The following is a 21,901-nucleotide window of genomic DNA, read 5'->3' on the forward strand; positions in this document are numbered from 1 at the left end:
CGCCAAGAATCGAGTTCACGGGCCATCCAATCCTCGGGCGGACTTCGCTTGCATTCCGGTCATGTCGCGAGCGTGCTAGTCGTCGGCGGTGATCGCACCGAACTGCGTGGTAACCGCGTAGCGGCGTCCCCGAATCCGGCTTTGACGCACCTCGATCGGCGCGCCGTCATGAATGCCAAGACGGGTGATGTGCAGAATCGGTTCACCCGGATCGCAGGCGAGGTATTGAATATCCAACGCATCGGCAATATCCGCTCGAAGCTCCTCTCGCCCACCGTCTAACATGATGCCGCATCGCTCACGAAGTTCTTTGTAGAGCGCAGTATTGGAGAAGTCCGCCCCGGAGAGAGGTTCAACGAGTGTGTTCGGCAGCCACACCTCGTCCCATCCGAGTGGCTCGGAGTTGGCGTACCGGATTCTCCTCAGATGGAAGAGCGGAATTGATGGGGAGCGATCGAGGAGCGCCGCCACGCGGGGGTTGGTAGTAACGACCTGCTCTAGGACCGTGCTTCGCTGGATCATCCCGGCAGCGTGAACAGAAGCGAACAAACTGTGGAGCGGACCAAACACGAGCCCTTCTCCTGACTCCACAACACGTTGCCGACGCCCGCGTTGCGCCGTAATCGCACCACTGTCCCGCAACGGCCGCAGCGCATTGCGCACAGTTCCCCGGCTCACCCCGTAGGCCTGCGCCAGTTCCAGTTCACCGGGAAACCCGTCAGTGAATTCACCTCTCGCCACACGCTCTCCCAGATCGACAGAAATCGTTCTCCACAACGGTGCAGCTCCGTCGATGTCGTGAGTCGAAGACCCGCTCATGTTCACGCTCTTTCTTCTCTCAGGAAATGTATGTACATTTTAATTCGCAATGTTCCCTCCCATGAGACGAGTCAATGTCATCGCCACGCAGCACAAGCAAATCGACCCGTCGATCTTGGAAAGGATATGCCCTTGCGACGGCTAGCTTGTTGCTAGTTGCCGGTGTCGTGGGAGTCGGCGTCGCCGCTCAACAACGTGGTGAAGCAGCTCCGGGCGCAACAGCAGGCACAAACGAGAACCAGGCTGACACCGGCGGAGAGTCGGAGCTTGATATGTCGCGGCGGATCGACGGGGATCCCACGGCTCTCGGGGCGGTCGACGCGCCGGTCGTACTTATTGAGTATGCCGATTTTCGATGCCCATTTTGCGGAATCTACGCTCGCGACACCATGCCACAACTCATCCAAGAGTATGTGGACTCCGGATTAGTGAGAATGGAGTGGCGCGACCTGCCAGTGTTCGGCGACGAGTCAGTCGCCGCGGCTGTGGCCGCGCGCGCGGCCGGAGAGCAAGGTCTGTTCTGGGAGTTCGGCGAAGTGGTATTCGCTGGCGCACCCGAACGCGGCCACGTCGCGTTACCGCGCGAGCGACTGATCGAAATCGCCCGACAAATCGGGGTGCCAGATCTGGCCGCATTCGAAGCGGATTTGACGGACCCGGAGTTGCTGGCGCGCGTGGAGGCAGATCTTGCGGAAGCACGATCCCTCGGAGTCACGGGCACCCCAACGTTTCTTGCCAATGACACCCCGCTGAGCGGAGCACTACCCATCACCGCGTTCCGGGACGCGATTGATACCGAACTCGAGCAAGCTAGGAACTGATGGATATCGGTTATGCCGGAGCATTTTTCGGCGGCATCCTGACCCTATTGAGCCCGTGTTCGGTCATGCTGCTCCCTGCGTTCTTCGCCTATGCATTCAGCTCGCCCACACGGTTGCTGGCGCGTACCGGCATCTTCTACTTGGGGCTGATCGCGACTCTGGTCCCGATTGGGGCCCTAGCTGGGTCCTTCGGGGCACTGTTCACACAAGATCGTGAGGCGTTCGTGGTTGTCGCGTCCGCAGCGATCATCGTCCTCGGCCTAGTGCAACTTTCCGGTATCCGATTGCCCGGTCTTTCTCGCGGCAACGGCGCGGAAGGAACGTCGAAAGTCTCAGTGTTTCTACTTGGTGCCGTTTATGGTGTGGCCGGGGTGTGCGCTGGTCCCATCCTCGGGTCGGTCCTCACGGTCGCCGCCATCGGCGGTGACGCCATCTACGGTGGGATTCTGCTGGCCGTCTATGCCCTGGGCATGGTCGTTCCGCTGGTGATTCTCGCCCTGGTGTGGGATCGCGCCAAAGTCGGTCAACGTAAGTGGTTGAGGCCGCGTTCCTTGCGCATAGGACGGTGGCAGAACTCCTGGCTGATGATCGTCTCCGGTGCACTTTCTGTCGGCATTGGTGTTCTCCTGTTGGTCACGGAGGGAACAGCGGGGCTCGGCGGAATTCTGACTATTTCCGACCAATTGGCTGCAGAGAGCTGGGCGCTGAACGTATCCTCCGGAGTCTCAAACTTGGTCTTCAGCATCATCGCTGTGCTCGCAATTTCGGTCGTCGTCACCATGTATGCCGTCCGGTCGAGTCGGCGACAGCGACGCACTATGGCGGCGGAGAATGAGCGGACCCCGTGATGACGTTCGGCAGCGGCGCGAAGGTGATGCGTCTTACTCTCGGTGCACAATACTTACCCGGAGTCGAACTCGGCCAGCCCGCGCACTGCACTCCCACGAAAGGAAACCGATGAACCGTCGCATAGCAACACTGAGCCACAATTTACGCGGATGGCCGTTACGACGTTGGATGGTCGCGGCAGGCACCTCAGCGTTGACCTATGTGGTTGTCGCGGTCCCGACCGATCTCATCGACACCCCCGTGTTCTCGCGCGAGATTCCCCCCACATGGTGGGCGCAGCCCGCACTCATTATCACCGCAGTGCTCGCCGGACTGCTCACCGCCACATACGTGTCACGACCCGACGGCGAGAGCCGACAGAGCACCGTGCGGCTAGGAGGGGCAGGGGCGGTGGTGTCTTTGTTCGCCGTCGGGTGCCCTGTATGCAACAAACTCGTCCTTATCGCACTGGGCACCAGTGGCGCACTGCAATTCTTCGAACCCATCCAACCGTATCTTGCCGCCGCCTCCATCGGTCTCCTGGTCTGGGCACTCACCCGCAGACTGACCAGCGAAGAGGCCTGTCCCGTGCCCCGCGCCCGCCCCGACGACATTGCCCTAGTGCAGACAGGTGAAGTGCATGACCGAACCGAGTGATCCAGATGGGCGATCACCGCGTCCCCAAACCGGAACGCGGGTCGCGCCAATGACGATCTGACTCGAACGCATGATTTATGAGCCGCCCCATAGCGCCGAGCCACACCCCACCGTCAGCAGTCCCCGTCAGCTCCGATTTGAGCGGGCGAACGTCAGTGTCTCTCCCCGCGCGCCGCCCATCCACACGTCCTGGCAGGCGGCAGCCATTTCACCAAGACCCTCGACGACAGAGGCGAAGACATTCCCGGGGACCCAACCCTGGTCCCCGTTGATCAGCAGATTGTTTCGGCCGTAGAACAGTGCAAGGTCAATGATCTTGGTGAGTTCTTGCGGCCCCTCTCCACTGCTGTACCCGTGGGAAGGTGTGGCAAGGTCGTTGGCATCGAACTCGAAATAGCACAGGTCGCCCGGTATCGGAGTGATCGTGGTGTTCTCCTTGCCTGGCTCTACTGCGGCGAAAGCTGGTACCAGATTATAGATTTCGTTGCGGGCATACTTGCCGTGAAAGACAGCGGACGACAGCGGGAGCGCATCCCAAACCGCTGCGGCAGTGCGAGGTGCCTCATCGTCCAGTAGTCGCGCCAGGCAGCTTACGCCTCGCTTTTCGAGCGTAACTGTAATGTATCGAGCCACTGGACTTCCCTTCATCTTTCTTTGAGACTAGATTGCGTTGTGTAGGATTGTCAACAATAATGAACCCGTGGTGGATTGGGCGATATCCGCAAATCCGCATGCGCACACGGAGGGAACAATGTCAGCAGCGGAAACTGTCGGTGGCATTCCCAGCGGGCCGGCTGTGCAGATCGGAATCGGGGTGGTCGCTCCCTACGACATGGCGCTGGATGCCGAACTGTGGCGCTGGGTTCCCGCCGAAGCCGCGCTGCTCTTTGCGCGAACACCTTACGACCCGCTCCCTGTCACTCTCGAGATGGTTGAGCTGCTCAGCGATGAGGCCGGCATTCGTGCGGCGGTGCAGCAGCTCAAGACGGTCGCCCCTTCCGCCTATGCGTTTGCCTGCACGTCTGGCAGTTTCGTGAATGGGCGCACCGGCGAGAAGGCAATTGCTGCGGTCTTGGCTGACGCGGGGGATGCTCCAGCCGTCACTACCTCTGGAGCCATTGTGGCCGCCTTGACGCACCTGGGTGTTAGCAGGGTCGCCATCGCGACTCCCTACGATGCAGAAATCACCGCTCGCCTACAGCGCTTCCTGACCGAGAGTTCTCTGGAGGTCACGGGTGTCGCGCATCTCGGTTTGGACTCGAAAATGTGGACAGTGCCCTATACGCGCACCGCGGATCTCATTCGGCAAGCCAACTCGACGGATGCTGAGGCCATCGTCGTTTCATGCACCAACCTGCCGACCTACGACCTGATCGCTCCTCTGGAGCGTGAACTGGGCAAACCAATCGTCTCGGCAAACCAAGCAACCATGTGGGCGGCACTCGCCCTGTGCGGGTTGTCCGCGATCGGCCCGGGACAACGGCTACTCGCACACTGACCTAGGCGCTCGTCACTCAGTAGGACGTGACAGCCTTCAAGAACTGTTGGGTTCTCTCCTCTTTCGGATTCTTGAAGATCTGGTCCGGTGGGCCCTGTTCAACGACGACGCCCTTATCGAACATCACTACCCGATCAGAAATCTCCTGCGCGAACCGCATTTCATGAGTGACCATGAGCATGGTCATGTCGGTCGTGGTCGCCAGCCGCCGAATCACGCCAAGCACCTCCCCGATCAGTTCAGGGTCGAGCGCAGATGTCGGCTCGTCAAAGAGCATGACCCGAGGCCTCATGGCCAAGGCGCGAGCTATGGCCACGCGCTGCTGCTGACCGCCGGAGAGCTCTGGCGGAGTGTGCTTCATATGCTCTTTCAGGCCCACGAGCTCCAGCAGATCCACCGCACGCTCATGGGCTTCCTGCTTGGAGATTCCGAGAACATGAATCGGCGCCTCGATGACATTCTCCAAAACGGTCATATGCGGAAAAAGATTGAACTGCTGGAAAACCATCCCCACCTTGCGGCGAGTGATCTGGGTTTGCTTGGTCTCCTTGCTCTTTACGCCCTCCCGTGCATCCCACAGAACGTCCCCGCCCACGGTTACCAGACCAACATCCGGGGTCTCCAGCGTCATGAGGATTCGCAGAATAGTCGTCTTGCCTGATCCTGATGGACCAATGATGGAGACCTTCTCTCCGGCCTTCACCTGGAAGTCCAAGCCACGAAGAACCTGATTGCTCCCCCAGGACTTGCTGACGTTGGCGAATGAAATCTCGATATCGCGGGGAGATTCCTTGGTGTTGAGACTTTGCAGAGTGTCAGTGTGTGGGGACAAAGCGTCGCTCCAGTCGTTTGATTAGCAGTGAAGTCGGGAAACTAATGGCGAGGTACATCAGCCCGATTATGGTGATGGGCTCGAGGTAACGGTAGTAGCTGCTTCCGATCGACAACGCTGATCCGAGCAGCTCGATGATGGTAATGGATGAGAGTATCGCCGAGTCTTTGAACATCATGATCAGATAGTTGCCCAGTACCGGAATGATTGGCCGCACGGCCTGCGGCACGACAATTCGCATCCAGGTACGCCACCGGGGAAGGCTCAGCGCCGTCGCCGCCTCCCATTGTCCCTTCGGCAGCTGTTCGATCCCGGCGCGATACACCTCTGCGGTGTAGGCGCTGTAGTTGAGCCCGATCACTACGATCCCTGTCGGCAGAGCGTCAAAGGTGACCCCCATCAGAGGAAGCACATAGAAAGCCACGTACGCCTGAACCAGCAACGGCGTACCGCGCACGAATGAAACATAAAACGTGAAGAGCGGTGAGATGACCGGGATCTTCAGGTAGCGAACAATGGCCACCAGAAGGCCGACCACAAGGCTGATGAAAAACCCGAGGAAGGTTATCTGAAGGGTCAGCCAGAGGCCCTTCGACAGGGCCGGAATAATCGAAATCGCGAAATCATTGTCCCAGATGATCATGAGGAGACCCTTCCGGCCAATGCCTTGATAGGTCTAGCTTTCGCGAGCGACTTCCGGTCCAGCGCGAAGCGTTTCTCCAGATACCTGATGAGCCAGCCGATGAGCAAAGACAACAGGTAGTAGAGCACCAGGATAGTGAGAAACAACTCCACTGTCTGCCCGGTAATGGTGCGGGCCGTGAACGCACGCCACGTCAGATCCGCAACTGTCACTAGCGAAACTAACGACGTGTTTTTCAGCAGGTCGACCATAACGTTTCCGAACGCCGGGAGCATCGCAGGGATGGACTGCGGTATGAGGATTCGCCTCATACGAAGTGCCGGAGTCATTCCAAGCGCTATTGCCGCCTCCGTTTGCCCTTTCGCTCTGGACCGAATTGTTCCACGCACGACTTCTGCCGCGTAAGCGCCCTCGTTCAGTCCGAGTGCCAGCACTCCTGCGACCAAGGGGGCCAGTTGGATGCCAAGGAACGGCAAGGCATAGAAGAACCAGAACATCTGCACGAGCAGCCCAGATCCCCGGAAGAACTCAACGAAGATGGACGATGGCCAGCGGAGCCACCAATGCTGTGACAGTCCACTCAGCCCGGCGGTAAATGCAACAACAAGGGTGAGGGCGGCGCCGAGAACTGTTACGAGTATGGTGACGCCTAGGCCCTGAAGGAGGAGCCCCGAGTAATCGAGTATGGCAGTCAATCCGCAACCAGCCTTTCTTGCAATGGGAGAGGAGGCAGCGGGGCTTCACCGCGAACTACGTCGATTCGGCCCCGCTGCGAACATTGGTTGCTTTAGCCCTCGTTCTCGCAGAGTTCGGCAGCGGTGACGCCCTTGGCCGCTTCGGGATCGAAGCCCCACTTGACCATGATGTCCGTGTAGGCCTGGGTCTCTTTGAACACGGCGAGCTGCTTGTTATATTCAGCAAGTAGCTCTGTGTCGCCCTTGCGGAACGCCGCACCGGATCCGGTGCGAGGAGCATCAGCAATCGGCGCGGTCACTTCAATGCTCGGATCTTGTTCGACCAGCGACTTGAGCGAGAGTGTGGGCAGCAGGAAGGCGTCGGCACGCTTGGCCGTCACTGCTTCCATACCGCTCCGGCTGTCCTTGACCAGGACCCGCTGACCCTCGGGAACCTCGAAGTTCTTCAGGATCCCCTCCTCGAAAGCTCCGGAGAGAACGGCGATCTTCAGATCCGGGTTCGCGAGCACATCGGCGATTGTCTCGATGCCTTTCGGGTTCCCCACCGGGGTGCCGAACGATTCTGTCGAAACGATCACCGGTTCGGAGTATGCCACTGCGGCACAACGCGACTGTTTCATGAACAAGCCGGCGGCGATCACATCCCACCGATTGGCATTGAGACCGGGAATCATTGCATCGTATGGCGTGACGATTCCCTGGATCTCACCGATTCCCATCGTTTTCAGAACCTCACGAAGAACATCGGGTTCCGCACCGCTGACGGAACCATCGGCGTTGACCTCCGTGTACGGGGGCTCGTTGGCAATGCCCACTCGGAGGTATCCCTGGTCCCTTGCGAGTTCCAATGTGCCGTCGGCGCTGGTGCTCTCGCCTCCGCCGCCTGGCGTTACTGCTGAACAGCCACTGATGCTGCCCAAGAGAAGTAGTCCAGCCGCAGCCGCCCCAACCCTCCGCAGTACTGTGTGACGTGAATAGTGTCGGTTCATCATTGACTCCGATCTCTAAGGGCCCGACTCTGGGCCGTGATGCAGCGCTTTCAGGTAGCTCCGCATCGAATGTTCTTGGTGCTTGGGTAAGAACCTAATCACTCCATGTAGGATTGTCAACAATCATCGATTACAATTAACTCACGCACTATCTCACATGGAGCGGAAACCATGCCGAACAGGACACCCCGCACTACCGCACCGAGCGTCGGACTGCTGTACCCCGGCCTAGGCGCCGACGATGACTTCGACTTTCTGGAAAAGACCACCAACGGTGCCATTCGGCTGCCTCTGGTTCGTACCGCCGGCGGTGACGTTGCGCATCAGGTCGACGAGTTGTTGGCTGTCGGCGGGTCGGAGAACTTACTCAACGGTGTGAAGGAACTGGCGGCCTACGCCCCAGACTCGATCATGTGGGCATGTACTTCCGGAAGCTTCGTCTACGGCTGGGCAGGCGCGCACAGTCAAGCCGCCGAGGTCAGTCAGGCCAGTGGAGTGCCTGCTTCCTCCACGTCAATCGCGTTCGCTGAAGCCTGCCGTGCCCTGGAGATCGTCTCGGTCGCCGTAGCCGCAAGTTATCCTGACGACCTGGCTCAGCACTTCAAGCGGTTCCTCGGCGATGCAGGTATCTCCGTCGTTTCTTTCCGCAGCAACGATATCGCCACGGCTGGCGAGGTCGGTCTGCTCGGCAGGAATGAGATCCTCGCGATGGCCTTGGCTGCAGATCACCCGGATGCCCAAGCAATTCTCGTCCCGGATACCGCCATGCATTCGCTCCGCTTCATCAATGATCTGGAACAGTCCGTGGGCAAAACCGTTCTGACGGCGAATCAGGTTACTGTTTGGGAGGGCCTGCGGATCGCGGATCGGATGCTCACCCTCGATTCGCTCGGCACGCTCTTTCGTTAGTCCTTCGCTTCGCGTGCTACCCGCTGGGTTGGCTGCTGGGAACGAAGCCGAGCTTTTTATCGACCACATTCAGAAGATCGTGTCCTTGCACGTAGCGGTCACAGTTGTCGGCAAAGAGTGCGGAGAGCCTCTGCAGCCATCCAGCAGCATCCCCACTGAGGTGCGCCGAGATGAGCACATTCTCCATCTGCCAGAGTGGGCTGGTTGCTGGCAACGGTTCTGTGCTGAAGACATCGAGGGCCGCCGCGTTGATGCCGCCGCGGTTAAGGGCATCCACCAGTGCGCCCTCATCGACCAATTCGCCGCGACCCACGTTGATCAGGCGGGCCGTGGGCTTCATTGCCGTGAGCACGGTCGCGTCGACCAAATCGCGCGTCTCCTCCGTCAGTGGCGCGATCAAGACCACGTAATCGCTGTCCGGGATGACCGCTGCTAGCCGATTCGACGCATGCACTGTTCCGAAGTCGGGATCCCCAACCCGCGCAGTCCGGCCGACTCCTTCGACCCGCATCCCGACGGCGGCGAGGAGTCGCGCGGTCTCCCTGCCAATCGATCCGGTTCCGACGATCAGGGCGCTAGTGCCGTCGATGCGTTCTGTCTCGCGATGTTGCCAGATCCCGCTCTGTTGCCTCCGAAGTGATCCGGGGATGTCTTTGGCGAGCGCCAAGATGCTCCCCAGCACAAATTCCGCGATCGGCCGGTCAAATATGCCGCGAGAGTTTGTGACGACGACGTCCGAGTTCCTCAGCCCATCAAAAAGAAGTTTGTCGACGCCTGCGGCCGCCACATGGATCCACTTCAACGAGTCCGCGTGCTCCCAGACATCTTCGACTGCCGAGGAAAAGAAATCCCACAGCAGAAGCGCGTCCGCGCCCGGCAGCGCATCCGCTAGTTCGGCAGCGTGCGTGTATCGGACCTCTGCAGCGACTTCCACGAGCTGCATGCAATCGGGCAGATCGTCTTTGTACAACACGACCAGGATGGGGCGCTCGGTGCTCATCACTAGCCCACCAGCCGGAGCGCAAGCAGCGCATATGCCCGCGCCGCGACGATCAGTTCATCGGTACTCACAGACTCGTTGGCCTGGTGTGCCTGATCATGAAGTCCACCGGGCCCGAGAACGATGCAGGGTATGCCGACGTCCCTCGCAATGAAGCCTCCATCACAGGCGGCGCTCCAACCGCCGACTGCCTGCCTGACGCCGCCGGCGTCGACAACCGAATCCACGGCGCCTTGGATGAGCGGGTGTCGACGATCCGTCGTGAATCCCGGCATCTCCATTTCGACGACCAGCTCTACGACAATCCCATCACCATCGATGCCAGATTCGCGGATCTGCTCCAGCAAGCGATCGACGATCGTCTGGGCGTCTTCATCAGGCATGAGTCGTCGATCCAGCGTCACAGAACATTCTGATGCGACAACCGAGGTGCCCGTGCCGCCAGCGATCGTTCCCACGCTCCACGTTCCGGACCCGAGCAACGGATCCGGTGCGGAGGTGAGGGCTTCGTGATCCGCCCGGACAAGTTCAAGGATCCGGGCCGCTGCCGCGATGGCGTTACGTCCGTCGTGGGGTCGTCCGGAGTGGGCAGCCTGGCCGCTGACCGTGAGTTTCAGGTAGCTGTCCCCGCGGCATCCGATCACCGTCTGAAGGTCCGTCGGCTCGGCGACGACGCATGCGGCGAAGGTGTCTCGCGGAGCGACCGGCGCATAGGCGCGAATGCCAAGCCCGAGGTCTTCCTCATCAACGGTGCAGACGAGCTGAATGGGACCGCGAGGCATATGCGCAGAACCACGGACGGCCGCCATGGCAAGCACGATCGCCGCCAGTCCGCCTTTCATGTCGGTCGCCCCGCGCCCGTACAACCGGCCATCCCGCACGAAAGGTTCGAACGGGTCACTTTCCCAGCCGTCTCCGACCGGGACAACATCCGAGTGTCCGAGGAACATGAGGCCGGGAGCTGACCCGCCGGGCAGTGTTGCCACGAGGTTTGCTCGCCCCGGGGCCACCTCGGTCAGTTCCACGGAAAAGCCGTGACGCTCGCAAGCCTCCCGGAGCACGGCTACCGTCGCTTCCTCGCTCGATCCGGGGTTTCCCCCACCCGCTGCGATGAGGGAGACGGCCAACTCTTGCAATTCTGCAATGTCGAGACTGTCTAGGACTGCTTGCTCGGCGCCAGTCACTGCAGCGGCGGTAATGGCCGCGGCGGTCAACGGAGTGTCCGTGCGTGATCGAGCGCACGAGTGAGGCGTTGCACGCCCTCCTCGATGCGATCCGGTGTCGATGAGGCGAAGCAGAGTCGCAGCGCGTCATCGAACTTGCCGCTTGGGGACAGCGCCGAACCGGGAATGAAGGCGACGCCCTCGGCTAGGGCGGACTTAAACAATTCCGTGGTCGACGTCAGCTTGTCCTCTCCCTCAAGTGTTACCCAGAGAAAGAAGCCGCCCTCCGGATCCGTGATCGAGACACGGTCACCCAGGTTGCGCCGCAAGCTCTCGGTCATGGCGATCTTGCGCTCCAGATATAGGGCTTTGATCGCTTTAAGATGCTCCGAGAGACCGCCACGTCGGATGAATTCGGCGATCAGCTGCTGCGCGGGAACGTTGGTGCACGTGTCCATCGCCTGCTTGGCATTGATCACGAGTTCGCGAATCGACGGATCCGTGTCGACCCAACCGACTCGGAGACCGGGAGCGAGGATTTTCGAGAATGTGCGCACGGAAAAGAGCAACGGATCCGCTGGACTGAGGCTTTGGAAGCTGGGCAGATCTTCACCGGAGAAACGCAAGAGTCCGTACGGGTCATCGTCGATGATGACCGAGTTCCATTTGTGAGCTAGCTCCAGAAGTAGCTCACGGCGGGTCGCAGACAATGTCGTCCCGGACGGGTTCTGGAAGTTCGGAATAACGTAGATCGCTTTGGGCGTCCGGCCAGCTTTCTCGACCAACTCGGGCAATGCCTCCACAATGAGCCCGTCACTGTCGATCGGCGCCTCAAGCAGTTCGGCCCCATAGCTCGCCGCTGTGGCGCTTCCGTTGGTGTAGGTCGGACTTTCGACGATCACGAGATCGTCGGGATCCACGAAAATCTTGCAGGCCAGGTCCAGCCCCTGCATACCGCCAGCGGTAATAATCACGCGATCGTGGGATGTGGGCTCCGACGTCGTCGAGAGATACTCGACAAGCTGGTCGAGTAGTGCCGGCTCCCCCTCGGTCGCGCCGTAAGTAAAGCTACTGTGGTCCAGCTGCGACGCGAGAATGTCCTGAAAGGCTTCGAGCGGCACGGCTTCGTCGGCGGGTGAACCCATCGCAAAGCGAACGATGTCGTGGGATTGGGCGGCGAGCAAGGACGTGCTCGAGTCAATGATCGACCCCGTCAGTCGGGCGGCGCGGGCCGCGTATGGCAGCATTCTGGTCTCGTTAGTCATCGGTTCCCTATCTGAATCAAGTCTCGCGGCAGGCTCGTGAACGTCTCGACGCCGTCGGCTGAAACCCTGAATGGTTCTGAGAGCTCGTAGCCGTAATTGTCCATCCACATTCCACATATCAAGTGGAAAGTCATGTTTTCCTGCAATACGGTTTCGTCTTCACCGCGCAGGCTTACTGTGCGCTCGCCCCAATCAGGCGGGTAGCCGATTCCGATGGAATAGCCAATGCGGGAGGACTTCGCCAAACCGCGTTTAGCCAGCACGGCATCCCACACCGCGGAGAGCTCGCGCGCCTGCACCCCTGGCCTGATCGCATCCAACACCGCGTGGATTCCTTCGCCAACCGCACCGACGACCTTCTGCATGTCCTGCGATGGCCTGCCGAGCATAAGGGTCCGAGCTAGGGGAACGTGGTATCGCTTGTAGACTCCAGCCAACTCGACCACGACGGCCTGGTCTTCGGTGAATCGGTCTTCACTCCAGGTCAGATGTGGAGTATCGGCGGCCTCGCCGGTGGGCAGCATCGGCACTATTGCCGGGTAGTCCCCGCCGAACTCGGCCGTGCCTGAGATCTGGGCCTTGCTGATCTCTGCGGCGACATCGCACTGCCTGGCACCTACCCTGACGTTCTCAATTGCCGCCGTCATAGCGCCGGTGGAGATCTGGGCTGCTGCGCGCATCAATCCGATTTCGGCCGGGGATTTGATCACCCGCACCCAGTTGACCAGTTCGACGCTGTCGACGAAGTTCCACTCCGGAAGGGCTGCTACGAGCGACAGGTATGCCTTCGGCGAGAAAAAGTACGAGTCGAGCTCAAGGCCGACCGTTCCACCCACGGCGCCAGCGATAAGACCAAGATCGCGAAGTTTGCCACTCACCCAGTCAAAGGGATGCATGGTCGGCCGCTGCACGAACTCTTCTGGGTAGCCGAAGATGTTTTCCCGCTGCAGCCACGCCGTTCTGGACGCGCCGTTGGCATCCATCGCCCTCATAAACAGGATCAGGTCTCCCGCGGAAGGTACGAACAAAAACTGTGGAGTGTAGAAGGACCACGCGTTGTAGCCAGTCAAGTAGTAGATGTTCGACGGGTCGGAGACGAGCAGTGCCGACATCCCCTGCTCCGACATCCGCTCACGAACGTTCAGGAGACGCTGGTCATACTCGCTTTCGGAAATATTCACAGGAGCACGCATTCTCTTCGTAGATTGTTGACAATCAGACTACCGAGCACATTTAGCAGACGCAAGGCTCCCCAGTGAAATACACCTTGGTCCATCTGCGGCACGCTTTGGCGAACGGCGGATGGAGGCTAGGTGAGGCCGGGCTCGTCGACCAACTTGCCGGCCCGCATCGAGGCGGTCAGGTCCTCGACGGCCGATGCCATGTGCTCAGTGATCGCCTGAGCTAGGCGGTCGGCATCACCGACCGTGAGGAGGTCTACGAGTCGCTGGTGTTCCTCGACCAGCGCTTCGGGTCGAGGATAGGAGGCCCCAAGGTTGACCATGCACATTCGCGACTCCGCGGCGAGGGTGGAGTAGATCCTTGTCAGCCGGGAATTGTTTGCGCTCTGGACCAATGCCAAGTGATAGTCGAGGTCGAGTTCCGATAATCGACGCCAGTCCTCCGGAGCCACGAGGGAGGCCATGCTCGAGATGATGGCCGACAGCCGCCCTGCGATGGCGGCGATCTCGCCTAGTTCCAGCGCGAGGATGGCCTTCGCCGCAGCGAGTTCTATCGCCTCCCGGGCGGCATAGATCTCGCTCACGTCCGCGACCGTCAGATCGAGAACGAACACGCCGCGGTTTCGGTGGCTGACTAATAGACCTTCCTGGCTCAAGCGTTGGAGCGCCTCGCGCACCGGCCCCCGAGAAACATGCAATTGTTCGACCAAGTTCGCCTCGCGAATCTGCTCACCGGGCTTGAACGAACCGTCGATGATCCGTTCGCGCAACTGGTTCGCGATCAATACCGAAGTCGGTCGACCTTCTAGGGCCGACAGGCCACCTTCACCATCCATCATGTCCTCCTTTGAGAAACCATACAGTTGCCCGGTCCGTGCGTTCGCTCGCATCACCGCGGAATAGCTAGGTACTTGTACTCCAGAAACTCATCGATTCCGACCTTGCCGCCTTCGCGCCCGAGACCGGACTGTTTAACCCCGCCGAACGGTGCTGCGGGGTTCGATACCAAGCCGGTGTTCAGACCCACCATCCCGACTTCGAGCTCGTCGCCCAGCCGCAACGCGCGATCAATGTCTTGGGTGAAGAGATACCCGACGAGTCCCCACTCCGTGTCGTTCGCGAGTGCGATGGCTTCGTCATCGTCGTCGAAGACAACGACTGGAGCTACCGGCCCAAAGATTTCGGCTCCCATCAGCGTCGAGTCAGGGCTTACATCGGCAAGCACCGTGGGCGGATAGAAGTAGCCCGGGCCGTCTGGTCGACTGCCTCCGACAACAATTTTCGCTCCACGGCGAACCGCGTCGTCGACGAAGTCTTGAACCTTGTCGAGTCCGGCAGCGTCGATCAGTGGTCCGATGTCGGTCCCCGGTGCGGCGCCGTCCCCGACCTGCAGAGCAGACATGCGCGCGGACAGTTTTTCGGTGAACTCGGCGGCCACCGAGCGGTGCACAAGGAATCGATTCGCAGCAGTGCACGCCTCCCCCATGTTCCGCAGCTTGGCCATCATTGCGCCGTCCACTGCACGATCGATATCGGCATCCGCACAGACGATAAAGGGTGCGTTGCCACCCAGCTCCATAGATGAGCGCATTACATTCTCTGCCGCCTGCGTCAACAGGAGCTTGCCGACCTCGGTCGACCCGGTGAAGCTGACCTTGCGAGCAATTCCGCTCTTCATCCACACTCCGACAACGCTGGAAGCCTTGGACGTCGTCACGACGTTGAGCACGCCATTAGGTAGCCCCGCTTCGTGCAGGATCTGCACCAGAGCCAACGAGGTAAGAGGCGTCTGCGCCGCTGGCTTGAACACCATGGTGCAGCCTGCCGCGATCGCTGGCCCGATCTTGCGCGTGCCCATGGCAAGCGGGAAGTTCCACGGCGTAATAAGCACGCAGGGACCGACAGGCACGCGGGACACCAGAATTCTATTCTTGCCGTCACCGGTGGTGGTGTAGTCGCCGCTGATCCGAACGGCCTCCTCGGAGAACCACCGGAAGAACTCGGCTGCGTATGCCACTTCGCCGCGCGCTTCGGCTAAGGGTTTGCCCATCTCGGCGGTCATGATCGCTGCGAGGTCGTCGGTCCTCTCGATGATGAGATCGTATGCCCGACGCAGAATCTCGCTGCGCTGGCGAGGCGGAGTCTTGGCCCAGTCTGCCTGTGCGGCCCCGGCAGCCGCGATTGCCCGATCAGCGTCGGCAGGGGAACCGTCCGCGACGTGGGCGAGTGTTTCGCCGGTCGCAGGGTTCTCAACCGCAAAGGTTTTCCCCCCTTCGGCGTCAACCCACTCATTCTCGAGGTAAAGACCTGTCCGGAGTCCGGCGATAACGGTTTGTGCGTCTCGGGCAGTTGTTGTCAGAGTCATGGTCTTCCTTTGCTTTGATTCGGAACTCGCGGGGTCGGTGCGTCGAGCAATTCGGCCAGATGCATGGTTGTTCGTGTGGAATCCAGCTGCATAACCTGCATACTGCAACTAAACCCATCAGCCAGAACTGGGGTGGTTGCGGGGGTCTGACGCAACGCCGGGGCGAGGGCCTGTTCAGCGACATCCATGCTGATGTCGAAATGGCTCGGCTCGAATCCGAAGTTGCCCGCGACCCCACAGCACCCGGTGGCTTCGCGGACCTCTCCCACGCCGATGGCCCGCAATGCCACCATCTGCGACTTCGCCCCGAACACCGAATACTCGTGGCAGTGCGTCTGCACGGTGACCTCCTTCGGCGCCATGCCGCCGTGCCAGTCGGGCTGCCAACCAGCGTCGACGAGCTCGGTCACCATCCCCGAGAAGCTGCGGATGCGACTAGAGACGCGGCGGGCGGCAGCCGAATTAACCAGCTCGGGGAGATCTTTTTTGAAGGCCGCAGCGCAGCTGGGTTCGATCACCACAATCGGGCCATCCGAACCATCGTCGAGGGTGGCGGCGGCCTTTCCCAATAGTTTCTTCGCCGCAGTGAGCTGGCCGGTCGAAATCAGGGTCAGCCCACAGCACACGTCGGCGTTGCATTCCACAGTTTTGCCTGCACTGTTGAGTACTCGTTGCGCGGCACCGGCCACGGCGGGTCGAAACCCCTTCGTGAAACTGTCGATGATGAGCGTAATGTCCGCCGCCGCGGCACCGTCGACCCGACGCCCGCGGGCGAGTGCCTGGCGAAGTTGACGAGCGCTGGCAAATCTCGGCAGGGCACGTTTGGTGGTGAGCCCACCGAGCACAGATACAGCCTTACCCAACGGCGACGCCACAATAAGATTCAGAAGCGGCGCCACGTGCACGGTCAACTTCAGCCAGGTTGGCAACCAGCCAAGCGAGTAGTGCGACATCGGGCGCAGCCGATTCCGATAGAAGTGGGAGAAGAACTCGGCCTTGTAACTGGCCATGTCCACGCCCACGGGACAATCCGTCGAGCATGCCTTGCACGACAGGCAGAGGTCAAGAGCTTCGCGCACGTCTTCCGAACGCCATCCCTCCTCCACACTCGAGGCTCCGCGAACCATCTCCTGGAGCACACGCGAACGCCCCCTGGTCGAATCCTTCTCGTCCTTGGTCGCCCGAAAACTGGGACACATCACGCCGCCGGAGTCCGACCGGCAACGCCCAATCCCGACACATGCCTGAACGGCATGCGTGAATGGGTCGATCTCGTGTTGTGTGGGCGAGCGCGTGTGCGGTCGCAGATCAAAACTGGTGCGCCATTCACGCTCTGGCACCCCGCTGAGGGCGAGGTTGTCGATGAACAGATCCGGGTCGACCAGAACTCCCGGGTTCAGGATGCCGGTGGGATCCCAACAATTTTTGAAGCGCACAAAGGCATCGATCATCGACTGCGAGTACATGATCGGCAGAAGTTCGCTCCTGGCCCGTCCGTCGCCGTGTTCACCCGAAAGCGAGCCGCCATGTCGAACGACCAGTTCCGCGGCCGCCCGGATGAACGCCTCCATCACGTTCCTCCCCGTTTCGGTACGTGGGTCGAAGGTGATCCGAACGTGCATGCAGCCGGCACCGAAGTGCCCGTACATCACACCCTGCAGGTCGAACCGCACCAATAGCCCTCGAAAATCGCGCAGGTATGCTGCCAAATTTTCGGGGGCGACGGCGGAGTCTTCCCATCCCGGCCACGATTCCCCACCGGTGTGAAGCCGGGCAGAAAGCCCAGCGCCGTCTTCGCGTACCCGCCACAGCGAGGCACGTTCTTCGAGGTCAGGGACCACCCTCCCTTCAACCAGCCGACCGTTCTCTCGTAACCGGGCAAGCAACCGGTCGGCGGTGGCCGCAACCTCGGTGATATTTTCGCCATCGAGGTCGACATATAGCCAAGCCTTGCCCTGCGGCAGGCCGAGCACCGAATTTTTCCCGCGTCGATGCCGCATGGTTTCGACGATCGCTTCGTCGATTCCCTCAATGGCAGCCGGAGAGAATTCGAGAATGGACATGACGTCTTCGGCTGCTTCGACCACATCGTTGTACCCCAGGCTGAGAAGCAACGCAGCAGCCGGAGTGGGCACGAGCTGGACCGTCGCGCTCACTACGATCGCGCAGGTCCCTTCACTGCCTGCGAGCGAGCGGGACACATCGAAACCATGCTCCGGCAGCAGGTGAGCAAGATGAAAGCCCGAAACTTGTCGTGGGATCCGCTCAAGCTCTAGTCGAAAATCGCTGAGGCTGTCATCAACCAGACTGCGCAGGGCTGCGGCCAGACTCGCGGCTTTCGCTTCGGCTGGTGCGTCCCCCGCAACTGTGGCTTCTATGCCCGTTCGCGTCGCGGTTATCCGAATGCCGTCCGCCGTAACCAAGTCGAGGGCGATGATGTGATCGGATGTGCGCCCGTATCTGACTGAGTGATTGCCGCAGGCATCATTGGCTATCGAGCCTCCCAGTGTTGCCCGAGACTTGCTGGATGGGTCCGGGGCGAAGGTCAGCTCACCCCCGGTTGCCTGCTGTACCAGGTTTTGGAATGTGGTGAGCACGATTCCGGCTTCAGCCGTGGCCTGTCTGGCGTTCTGGTCGATGTGCAGTACCGCGTTCATGTGTCGCGAAAAATCGAGCACAATACCGGGGCCGACCGCGTTGCCCGCCATTGATGTCCCACCACCACGGGGAACCACGGGCACGGAGAACGAGTGGCATACGGCGAGGGTTTCGGCTACTTCCTGCGCAGTGCGCGGGAAGATAACTCCGAGCGGTTCCACACGGTAATTGGAGGCATCGTAAGCGTACTCGGCCAGCCTTCGCGTGGACGTGTCGAGGTGGATGCCCCGCTCGCGCAGCGCGGCAAGCGGCGCCTCAAGGACTGCTATCGTCATCGGCTAACCACACTCTCTCTTGCCGGTTTCCTAATCGTCTTGGACGGCGTGCAGTGCAGCACCCAGACGGTGGAGCCCGCTTGCGATTTCCTCGGAGTCGACGTTCAGGGCGGGAATAATCCGGACGACGTTGCCGCCTGGGCCGCAGGTGAGTAGAAGCAGGTTTTCCGCGATGGCTGCCTGCTGAACCGCGTTGGCCAGTGCCGTGTTGGGTTCACCGGTCTCCGTCACAAATTCGATTGCCTGCATCAGACCTAGGCCGCGCACATCGCCTATCAGCGGATTGGTCAGTCGCAGCGCATCGAGGCCCGCACGCAGTTGATCGCCGCGAACGCGGGCATTCTCGACCAGACCCTCTTCGCGAACGACATCCAGTGTCGCCACCGCTGCTGCTGCGGATACGGCGTTGCCTCCATAGGTTCCCCCTTGCGAGCCCGGCCAGGCTTTGCTCATCAAGTCGGTGGATGCGGCGATCGCCGAGATCGGGAAGCCGCTGGCTAACCCCTTGGCGGTGATCAGAACGTCTGGTTTAGCGGTGCTGTACTCGTGCCCCCAGAACTTGCCGGTGCGGCCCACGCCTGCTTGCACTTCGTCGAGGATGAGCACGATGCCGTGACGATCTGCCCGCTCGCGCAGTCCCTCCAGGAACCGCGGCGGAGTGGGCAGATAGCCGCCATCACCAAGCACTGGCTCAATGATGAAACCTGCCGTGTCTGCGGGCGAGGAGATCGTCTGAAGTAAGTAGTCGAGTTCTTTCAACGCAAAATCAATGGCCGTCTCAAGATCCCAGCCATAGCGGAAGGCATACGGGAATGGGGCGATGTGTACGCCGCCCATGATGGGGCTGAACCCGGAGCGAAACTTTGTGCCGGCACTCGTCAGTGAAGCAGCGGCTACGGTGCGGCCGTGGAATCCGCCGTGGAAAGCAATGATGTTTGGACGCCCAGTGGCCATCCTGGCGAGTCGGATGGCGGCTTCGACCGCTTCTGACCCGGAGTTCGCATAGAAGACGCTGTCTAAGCCGCTCGGCAGCACCTCACCGAGTCGCTCCGTCAGCGCAATCAGTGGCTTGTGCATGACAGTCGTGTACTGCGCGTGGATGATTATCCCTGCCTGCTCTCGAGCTGCCTCTACGACACGAGGATGACAGTGCCCGGTGCTCGTGACGCCGATTCCCGTTGTGAAGTCCAGATACTTCTCACCGTCGGTACCGTAAATCCAACTACCGAGGGCCCGCTCCACAACGACGGGAGTGGCTTGCTTCAATAGCGGGCTTAGAGTTGCTTTGGTAAGCAACGGTTTCAGAGCGGTCATAAGAATATCTCCTCAAGATGGAGTTGCTGATTGTCAACAATATGACACTACGGGCTAGTGAAGCCTGATTCAAGTCTGATTGTTGACAATCTGATTATCTTGGGGTCAAACTTGCGCAATGGATGATCTCGCCGATTTCACCGCCACAGAACTGCTCTCCGGCTACCGATCGAACGCTGTATCGCCGGTCCAGGCGACCCAAGCCGTCCTCGACCGCCTGAACCGCCTCGACGGAGAATTCAATGCTTTTTGCCTCGTCGACGAAGAAGCCGCACTGCGTCAAGCACGAGAATCAGAGGCCAGATGGCAAGCTGGCACACCCCTGGGCATCCTCGACGGCGTCCCCACAAGCATCAAAGACCTACTGCTCACACGCGGGTGGCCAACTCTGCGTGGGTCCCGTTTAACCAACAAAGATCAAGACTGGGCCGAGGATGCTCCCGCTGTCGCACGGCTGCAGGAAGCCGGAGCCGTACTGATCGGCAAGACAACTACCCCAGAATTCGGCTGGAAGGGCGTAACCGATAGCCCTCTTACGGGCAACACCGGAAATCCTTGGGACGCCACCAAAACCAGCGGAGGCTCGAGCGGAGGCTCCGCAACGGCGGTCGCGCTCGGCATGGGACCGCTCTCGGTAGGTACCGATGGCGGCGGATCAATACGGATCCCCGCAGCCTTCTCCGGAATCGTCGGACTCAAGCCCACCTATGGTGCCATTCCTATCTATCCGACAAGTCCCTTCGGCACCCTCGCCCATCATGGACCCATGACACGCACCGTGGAGGATGCTGCCCTCATGATGGATGTGCTGACGGGTTTCGATTCCCGGGACTGGTCGGCGCTGACGCCACCGACGAAGTCCTTTCAGAACGGACTCAAGAAGGGCATCGCCGGACTGCGCATCGGCTACAGTCGCGACCTTGGCTATGTGCGTGTCGACCCTGACGTTGCGGCGTCTATCGACGCGGCCGTCAAAGTTCTGTCCGACTTGGGCGCCATCGTCGAAGAAGTCGACCCAGGATTCACTGACCCAATAGACGCCTACCACACGCTCTGGTTCGCTGGGGCGGGCAAGGTGATCGACAGCTATGACCGCCAGCGGTGGGCGGAGATGGATCAGAGCCTCCTCGAGGCCGCACGGGCTGGTCAACAAACAACCGCCATGGAATTCCTGGCGGCCACCCAAGTGCGCGCCGACCTCGGCCTCACCATGGGCGCCTTCCACCAGAAATACGACCTCCTCGTGACTCCTACCGTTCCGATCGGCGCGTTCGATGTGGGCATTGAGGTTCCCCACAACTCCGGCTTGACCCGGTGGGCCGAGTGGACGCCATTTACTTACCCATTCAATCTCACTCAACAACCGGCAATAAGCGTGCCGTGCGGGCTGACCTCAACCGGCCTTCCGATCGGTCTGCAGCTGGTCGGGCCTCGTCACTCGGATGCGCTCATTCTGCGTGCTGCTGCCGCATACGCCGATGCTGCCCCGTTTGGCAGGCCACCGGTGCTGTCCAGCTGACGTCGCAGCGTCACGGCCGTGACGTTCTGCCTGCAACGAAAGGAAATAATGTCGAGAATTACCATCGACACTGCGAAAGCCCCTCGCCCCGCCGGACCTTACAGCCAGGGAATCGTGGCCCACGGCTTCCTTTTCAGCGCAGGCTTCGGACCGTTGGACCCGGAGACGGGCATGATGCCGGAAGGCGTCGGCGACCAGACACGACAGGTGCTGCGCAACATTGCCGCCGTACTTGCGGAGCACGGCGCAACCCTCGATGACGCCGTTAAGGTGACGGCACATCTTCAGAACCTGAAAGAAGACTTTGCCGAGTACAACGAAGCGTACAGAGAGTTCTTCAGCGCACCGTTCCCGGTGCGCACCACCGTTGGCTCACAGTTGTTCGATTTCCTCGTCGAAATTGATGTCGTCGTGGCGCTACCGGCCAGCACAAGGCGATGAATCAGCTGCGAGAAGGAGACGCTCCGTCA

At 60.5% G+C, this 21,901-nt stretch carries 21 protein-coding genes; 7 read left to right on the plus strand and 14 right to left on the minus strand.

Features of this window, described 5'->3' with window-relative positions; translation table 11 throughout:
• Positions 1-75: 75 nt before the first annotated feature.
• A complete protein-coding gene (locus ACTJJW_RS04105) occupies positions 76-819 on the minus strand; it encodes a GntR family transcriptional regulator (RefSeq protein ID WP_462642856.1) in 744 nt (247 codons plus the stop codon).
• A gap of 74 nt (positions 820-893) precedes the next feature.
• Here ACTJJW_RS04105 and ACTJJW_RS04110 point away from each other — a divergent pair, with 74 nt between their 5' ends.
• From ACTJJW_RS04110 to ACTJJW_RS04120, 3 genes are all read left to right on the plus strand, one after another.
• Complete coding sequence (locus ACTJJW_RS04110) at positions 894-1,640, plus strand: DsbA family protein (RefSeq protein WP_462642857.1); 747 nt, start codon at positions 894-896, stop codon at positions 1,638-1,640.
• Positions 1,640-2,488 carry a cytochrome c biogenesis CcdA family protein gene (locus ACTJJW_RS04115; protein ID WP_462642858.1) on the plus strand — a complete coding sequence of 283 codons (849 nt, stop codon included), beginning with the start codon at positions 1,640-1,642 and terminating at the stop codon, positions 2,486-2,488. The genes ACTJJW_RS04110 and ACTJJW_RS04115 overlap by 1 nt, the downstream gene beginning before the upstream one ends.
• A 109-nt stretch (positions 2,489-2,597) precedes the next feature.
• On the plus strand, positions 2,598-3,125 hold the full coding sequence (locus ACTJJW_RS04120) for a hypothetical protein (protein ID WP_462642859.1): 528 nt from the start codon (positions 2,598-2,600) through the stop codon (positions 3,123-3,125).
• 126 nt (positions 3,126-3,251) lie between these two features.
• Here ACTJJW_RS04120 and ACTJJW_RS04125 read toward each other — a convergent pair whose 3' ends face one another.
• Positions 3,252-3,758 carry a DUF3830 family protein gene (locus tag ACTJJW_RS04125; protein ID WP_462642860.1) on the minus strand — a complete coding sequence of 169 codons (507 nt, stop codon included), beginning with the start codon at positions 3,756-3,758 and terminating at the stop codon, positions 3,252-3,254.
• Between the two features lie 118 nt (positions 3,759-3,876).
• On the opposite strand from ACTJJW_RS04125, the gene ACTJJW_RS04130 reads away from it, so the two are divergent.
• Complete coding sequence (locus tag ACTJJW_RS04130; RefSeq protein WP_462642861.1) at positions 3,877-4,623, plus strand: maleate cis-trans isomerase family protein; 747 nt, start codon at positions 3,877-3,879, stop codon at positions 4,621-4,623.
• A gap of 16 nt (positions 4,624-4,639) precedes the next feature.
• Here ACTJJW_RS04130 and ehuA read toward each other — a convergent pair whose 3' ends face one another.
• The 4 genes from ehuA to ehuB all read right to left on the minus strand — a co-directional run bounded on the left by ehuA (position 4,640) and on the right by ehuB (position 7,785).
• The gene (ehuA, locus tag ACTJJW_RS04135; RefSeq protein WP_462642862.1) at positions 4,640-5,455 is read right to left on the minus strand and encodes an ectoine/hydroxyectoine ABC transporter ATP-binding protein EhuA; all 816 of its coding nucleotides are present in this window, start codon (positions 5,453-5,455) and stop codon (positions 4,640-4,642) included.
• Positions 5,439-6,098 (minus strand): ectoine/hydroxyectoine ABC transporter permease subunit EhuD, encoded by a 660-nt coding sequence (gene ehuD, locus ACTJJW_RS04140; protein ID WP_462642863.1) that lies wholly within the window; start codon positions 6,096-6,098, stop codon positions 5,439-5,441. The genes ehuA and ehuD overlap by 17 nt, the downstream gene beginning before the upstream one ends.
• Positions 6,095-6,793: an ectoine/hydroxyectoine ABC transporter permease subunit EhuC gene (gene ehuC / locus ACTJJW_RS04145; RefSeq protein WP_462642864.1), complete on the minus strand. Its 699-nt coding sequence runs from the start codon at positions 6,791-6,793 to the stop codon at positions 6,095-6,097. Before ehuC ends, ehuD begins: the two co-directional genes overlap by 4 nt.
• 92 nt (positions 6,794-6,885) lie before the next feature.
• Complete coding sequence (gene ehuB / locus ACTJJW_RS04150) at positions 6,886-7,785, minus strand: ectoine/hydroxyectoine ABC transporter substrate-binding protein EhuB (RefSeq protein ID WP_462642865.1); 900 nt, start codon at positions 7,783-7,785, stop codon at positions 6,886-6,888.
• Positions 7,786-7,953: 168 nt separating this feature from the next.
• Here ehuB and ACTJJW_RS04155 point away from each other — a divergent pair, with 168 nt between their 5' ends.
• A complete protein-coding gene (locus ACTJJW_RS04155; protein ID WP_462642866.1) occupies positions 7,954-8,691 on the plus strand; it encodes a maleate cis-trans isomerase family protein in 738 nt (245 codons plus the stop codon).
• A 16-nt stretch (positions 8,692-8,707) separates the two neighbouring features.
• Here ACTJJW_RS04155 and ACTJJW_RS04160 read toward each other — a convergent pair whose 3' ends face one another.
• From ACTJJW_RS04160 to ACTJJW_RS04195, 8 genes are all read right to left on the minus strand, one after another.
• On the minus strand, positions 8,708-9,691 hold the full coding sequence (locus ACTJJW_RS04160) for a D-2-hydroxyacid dehydrogenase (RefSeq protein ID WP_462642867.1): 984 nt from the start codon (positions 9,689-9,691) through the stop codon (positions 8,708-8,710).
• Positions 9,692-9,693: 2 nt separating this feature from the next.
• The gene (locus ACTJJW_RS04165) at positions 9,694-10,905 is read right to left on the minus strand and encodes a M20 family metallopeptidase (protein ID WP_462642868.1); all 1,212 of its coding nucleotides are present in this window, start codon (positions 10,903-10,905) and stop codon (positions 9,694-9,696) included.
• Entirely contained in the window at positions 10,902-12,119 is a 1,218-nt protein-coding gene (locus ACTJJW_RS04170) for an aminotransferase-like domain-containing protein (protein WP_462642869.1), read from the minus strand. Before ACTJJW_RS04170 ends, ACTJJW_RS04165 begins: the two co-directional genes overlap by 4 nt.
• Positions 12,116-13,300, minus strand: coding sequence for a M24 family metallopeptidase (locus ACTJJW_RS04175; protein WP_462642870.1), 1,185 nt, complete (start codon positions 13,298-13,300; stop codon positions 12,116-12,118). The genes ACTJJW_RS04170 and ACTJJW_RS04175 overlap by 4 nt, the downstream gene beginning before the upstream one ends.
• A gap of 128 nt (positions 13,301-13,428) precedes the next feature.
• The gene (locus tag ACTJJW_RS04180; RefSeq protein ID WP_462642871.1) at positions 13,429-14,139 is read right to left on the minus strand and encodes a GntR family transcriptional regulator; all 711 of its coding nucleotides are present in this window, start codon (positions 14,137-14,139) and stop codon (positions 13,429-13,431) included.
• A 50-nt stretch (positions 14,140-14,189) separates the two neighbouring features.
• The gene (locus ACTJJW_RS04185; RefSeq protein WP_462642872.1) at positions 14,190-15,665 is read right to left on the minus strand and encodes an NAD-dependent succinate-semialdehyde dehydrogenase; all 1,476 of its coding nucleotides are present in this window, start codon (positions 15,663-15,665) and stop codon (positions 14,190-14,192) included.
• Positions 15,662-18,598, minus strand: a complete 2,937-nt coding sequence (locus ACTJJW_RS04190) for an FAD-binding and (Fe-S)-binding domain-containing protein (RefSeq protein WP_462642873.1) — start codon at positions 18,596-18,598, stop codon at positions 15,662-15,664. Before ACTJJW_RS04190 ends, ACTJJW_RS04185 begins: the two co-directional genes overlap by 4 nt.
• A 30-nt stretch (positions 18,599-18,628) precedes the next feature.
• Positions 18,629-19,912 carry an aspartate aminotransferase family protein gene (locus ACTJJW_RS04195; RefSeq protein ID WP_462642874.1) on the minus strand — a complete coding sequence of 428 codons (1,284 nt, stop codon included), beginning with the start codon at positions 19,910-19,912 and terminating at the stop codon, positions 18,629-18,631.
• Between the two features lie 118 nt (positions 19,913-20,030).
• Between ACTJJW_RS04195 and ACTJJW_RS04200 the strand changes: the two genes are divergently transcribed.
• The gene (locus tag ACTJJW_RS04200) at positions 20,031-21,431 is read left to right on the plus strand and encodes an amidase (RefSeq protein ID WP_462642875.1); all 1,401 of its coding nucleotides are present in this window, start codon (positions 20,031-20,033) and stop codon (positions 21,429-21,431) included.
• 48 nt (positions 21,432-21,479) lie between these two features.
• Positions 21,480-21,872, plus strand: coding sequence for a RidA family protein (locus tag ACTJJW_RS04205; protein WP_462642876.1), 393 nt, complete (start codon positions 21,480-21,482; stop codon positions 21,870-21,872).
• Positions 21,873-21,901 lie beyond the last annotated feature (29 nt).

This window comes from Rhodoglobus galactosidasius (assembly GCF_054957775.1).

Coding starts and splice junctions, on each gene's coding strand:
- ehuD (WP_462642863.1), bottom strand. CDS start 6,098: ATGATCATCTGGGACAATGATTTCGCGATTTCGATTATTCCGGCCCTG.
- ACTJJW_RS04170 (WP_462642869.1), bottom strand. CDS start 12,119: ATGACTAACGAGACCAGAATGCTGCCATACGCGGCCCGCGCCGCCCGA.
- ACTJJW_RS04105 (WP_462642856.1), bottom strand. CDS start 819: ATGAGCGGGTCTTCGACTCACGACATCGACGGAGCTGCACCGTTGTGG.
- ACTJJW_RS04190 (WP_462642873.1), bottom strand. CDS start 18,598: ATGACGATAGCAGTCCTTGAGGCGCCGCTTGCCGCGCTGCGCGAGCGG.
- ACTJJW_RS04110 (WP_462642857.1), top strand. CDS start 894: ATGTCATCGCCACGCAGCACAAGCAAATCGACCCGTCGATCTTGGAAA.
- ACTJJW_RS04205 (WP_462642876.1), top strand. CDS start 21,480: ATGTCGAGAATTACCATCGACACTGCGAAAGCCCCTCGCCCCGCCGGA.
- ACTJJW_RS04115 (WP_462642858.1), top strand. CDS start 1,640: ATGGATATCGGTTATGCCGGAGCATTTTTCGGCGGCATCCTGACCCTA.
- ACTJJW_RS04160 (WP_462642867.1), bottom strand. CDS start 9,691: ATGAGCACCGAGCGCCCCATCCTGGTCGTGTTGTACAAAGACGATCTG.
- ACTJJW_RS04195 (WP_462642874.1), bottom strand. CDS start 19,912: ATGACCGCTCTGAAACCGTTGCTTACCAAAGCAACTCTAAGCCCGCTA.
- ACTJJW_RS04155 (WP_462642866.1), top strand. CDS start 7,954: ATGCCGAACAGGACACCCCGCACTACCGCACCGAGCGTCGGACTGCTG.
- ACTJJW_RS04130 (WP_462642861.1), top strand. CDS start 3,877: ATGTCAGCAGCGGAAACTGTCGGTGGCATTCCCAGCGGGCCGGCTGTG.
- ACTJJW_RS04180 (WP_462642871.1), bottom strand. CDS start 14,139: ATGATGGATGGTGAAGGTGGCCTGTCGGCCCTAGAAGGTCGACCGACT.
- ACTJJW_RS04185 (WP_462642872.1), bottom strand. CDS start 15,665: ATGACTCTGACAACAACTGCCCGAGACGCACAAACCGTTATCGCCGGA.
- ACTJJW_RS04120 (WP_462642859.1), top strand. CDS start 2,598: ATGAACCGTCGCATAGCAACACTGAGCCACAATTTACGCGGATGGCCG.
- ACTJJW_RS04200 (WP_462642875.1), top strand. CDS start 20,031: ATGGATGATCTCGCCGATTTCACCGCCACAGAACTGCTCTCCGGCTAC.
- ehuB (WP_462642865.1), bottom strand. CDS start 7,785: ATGATGAACCGACACTATTCACGTCACACAGTACTGCGGAGGGTTGGG.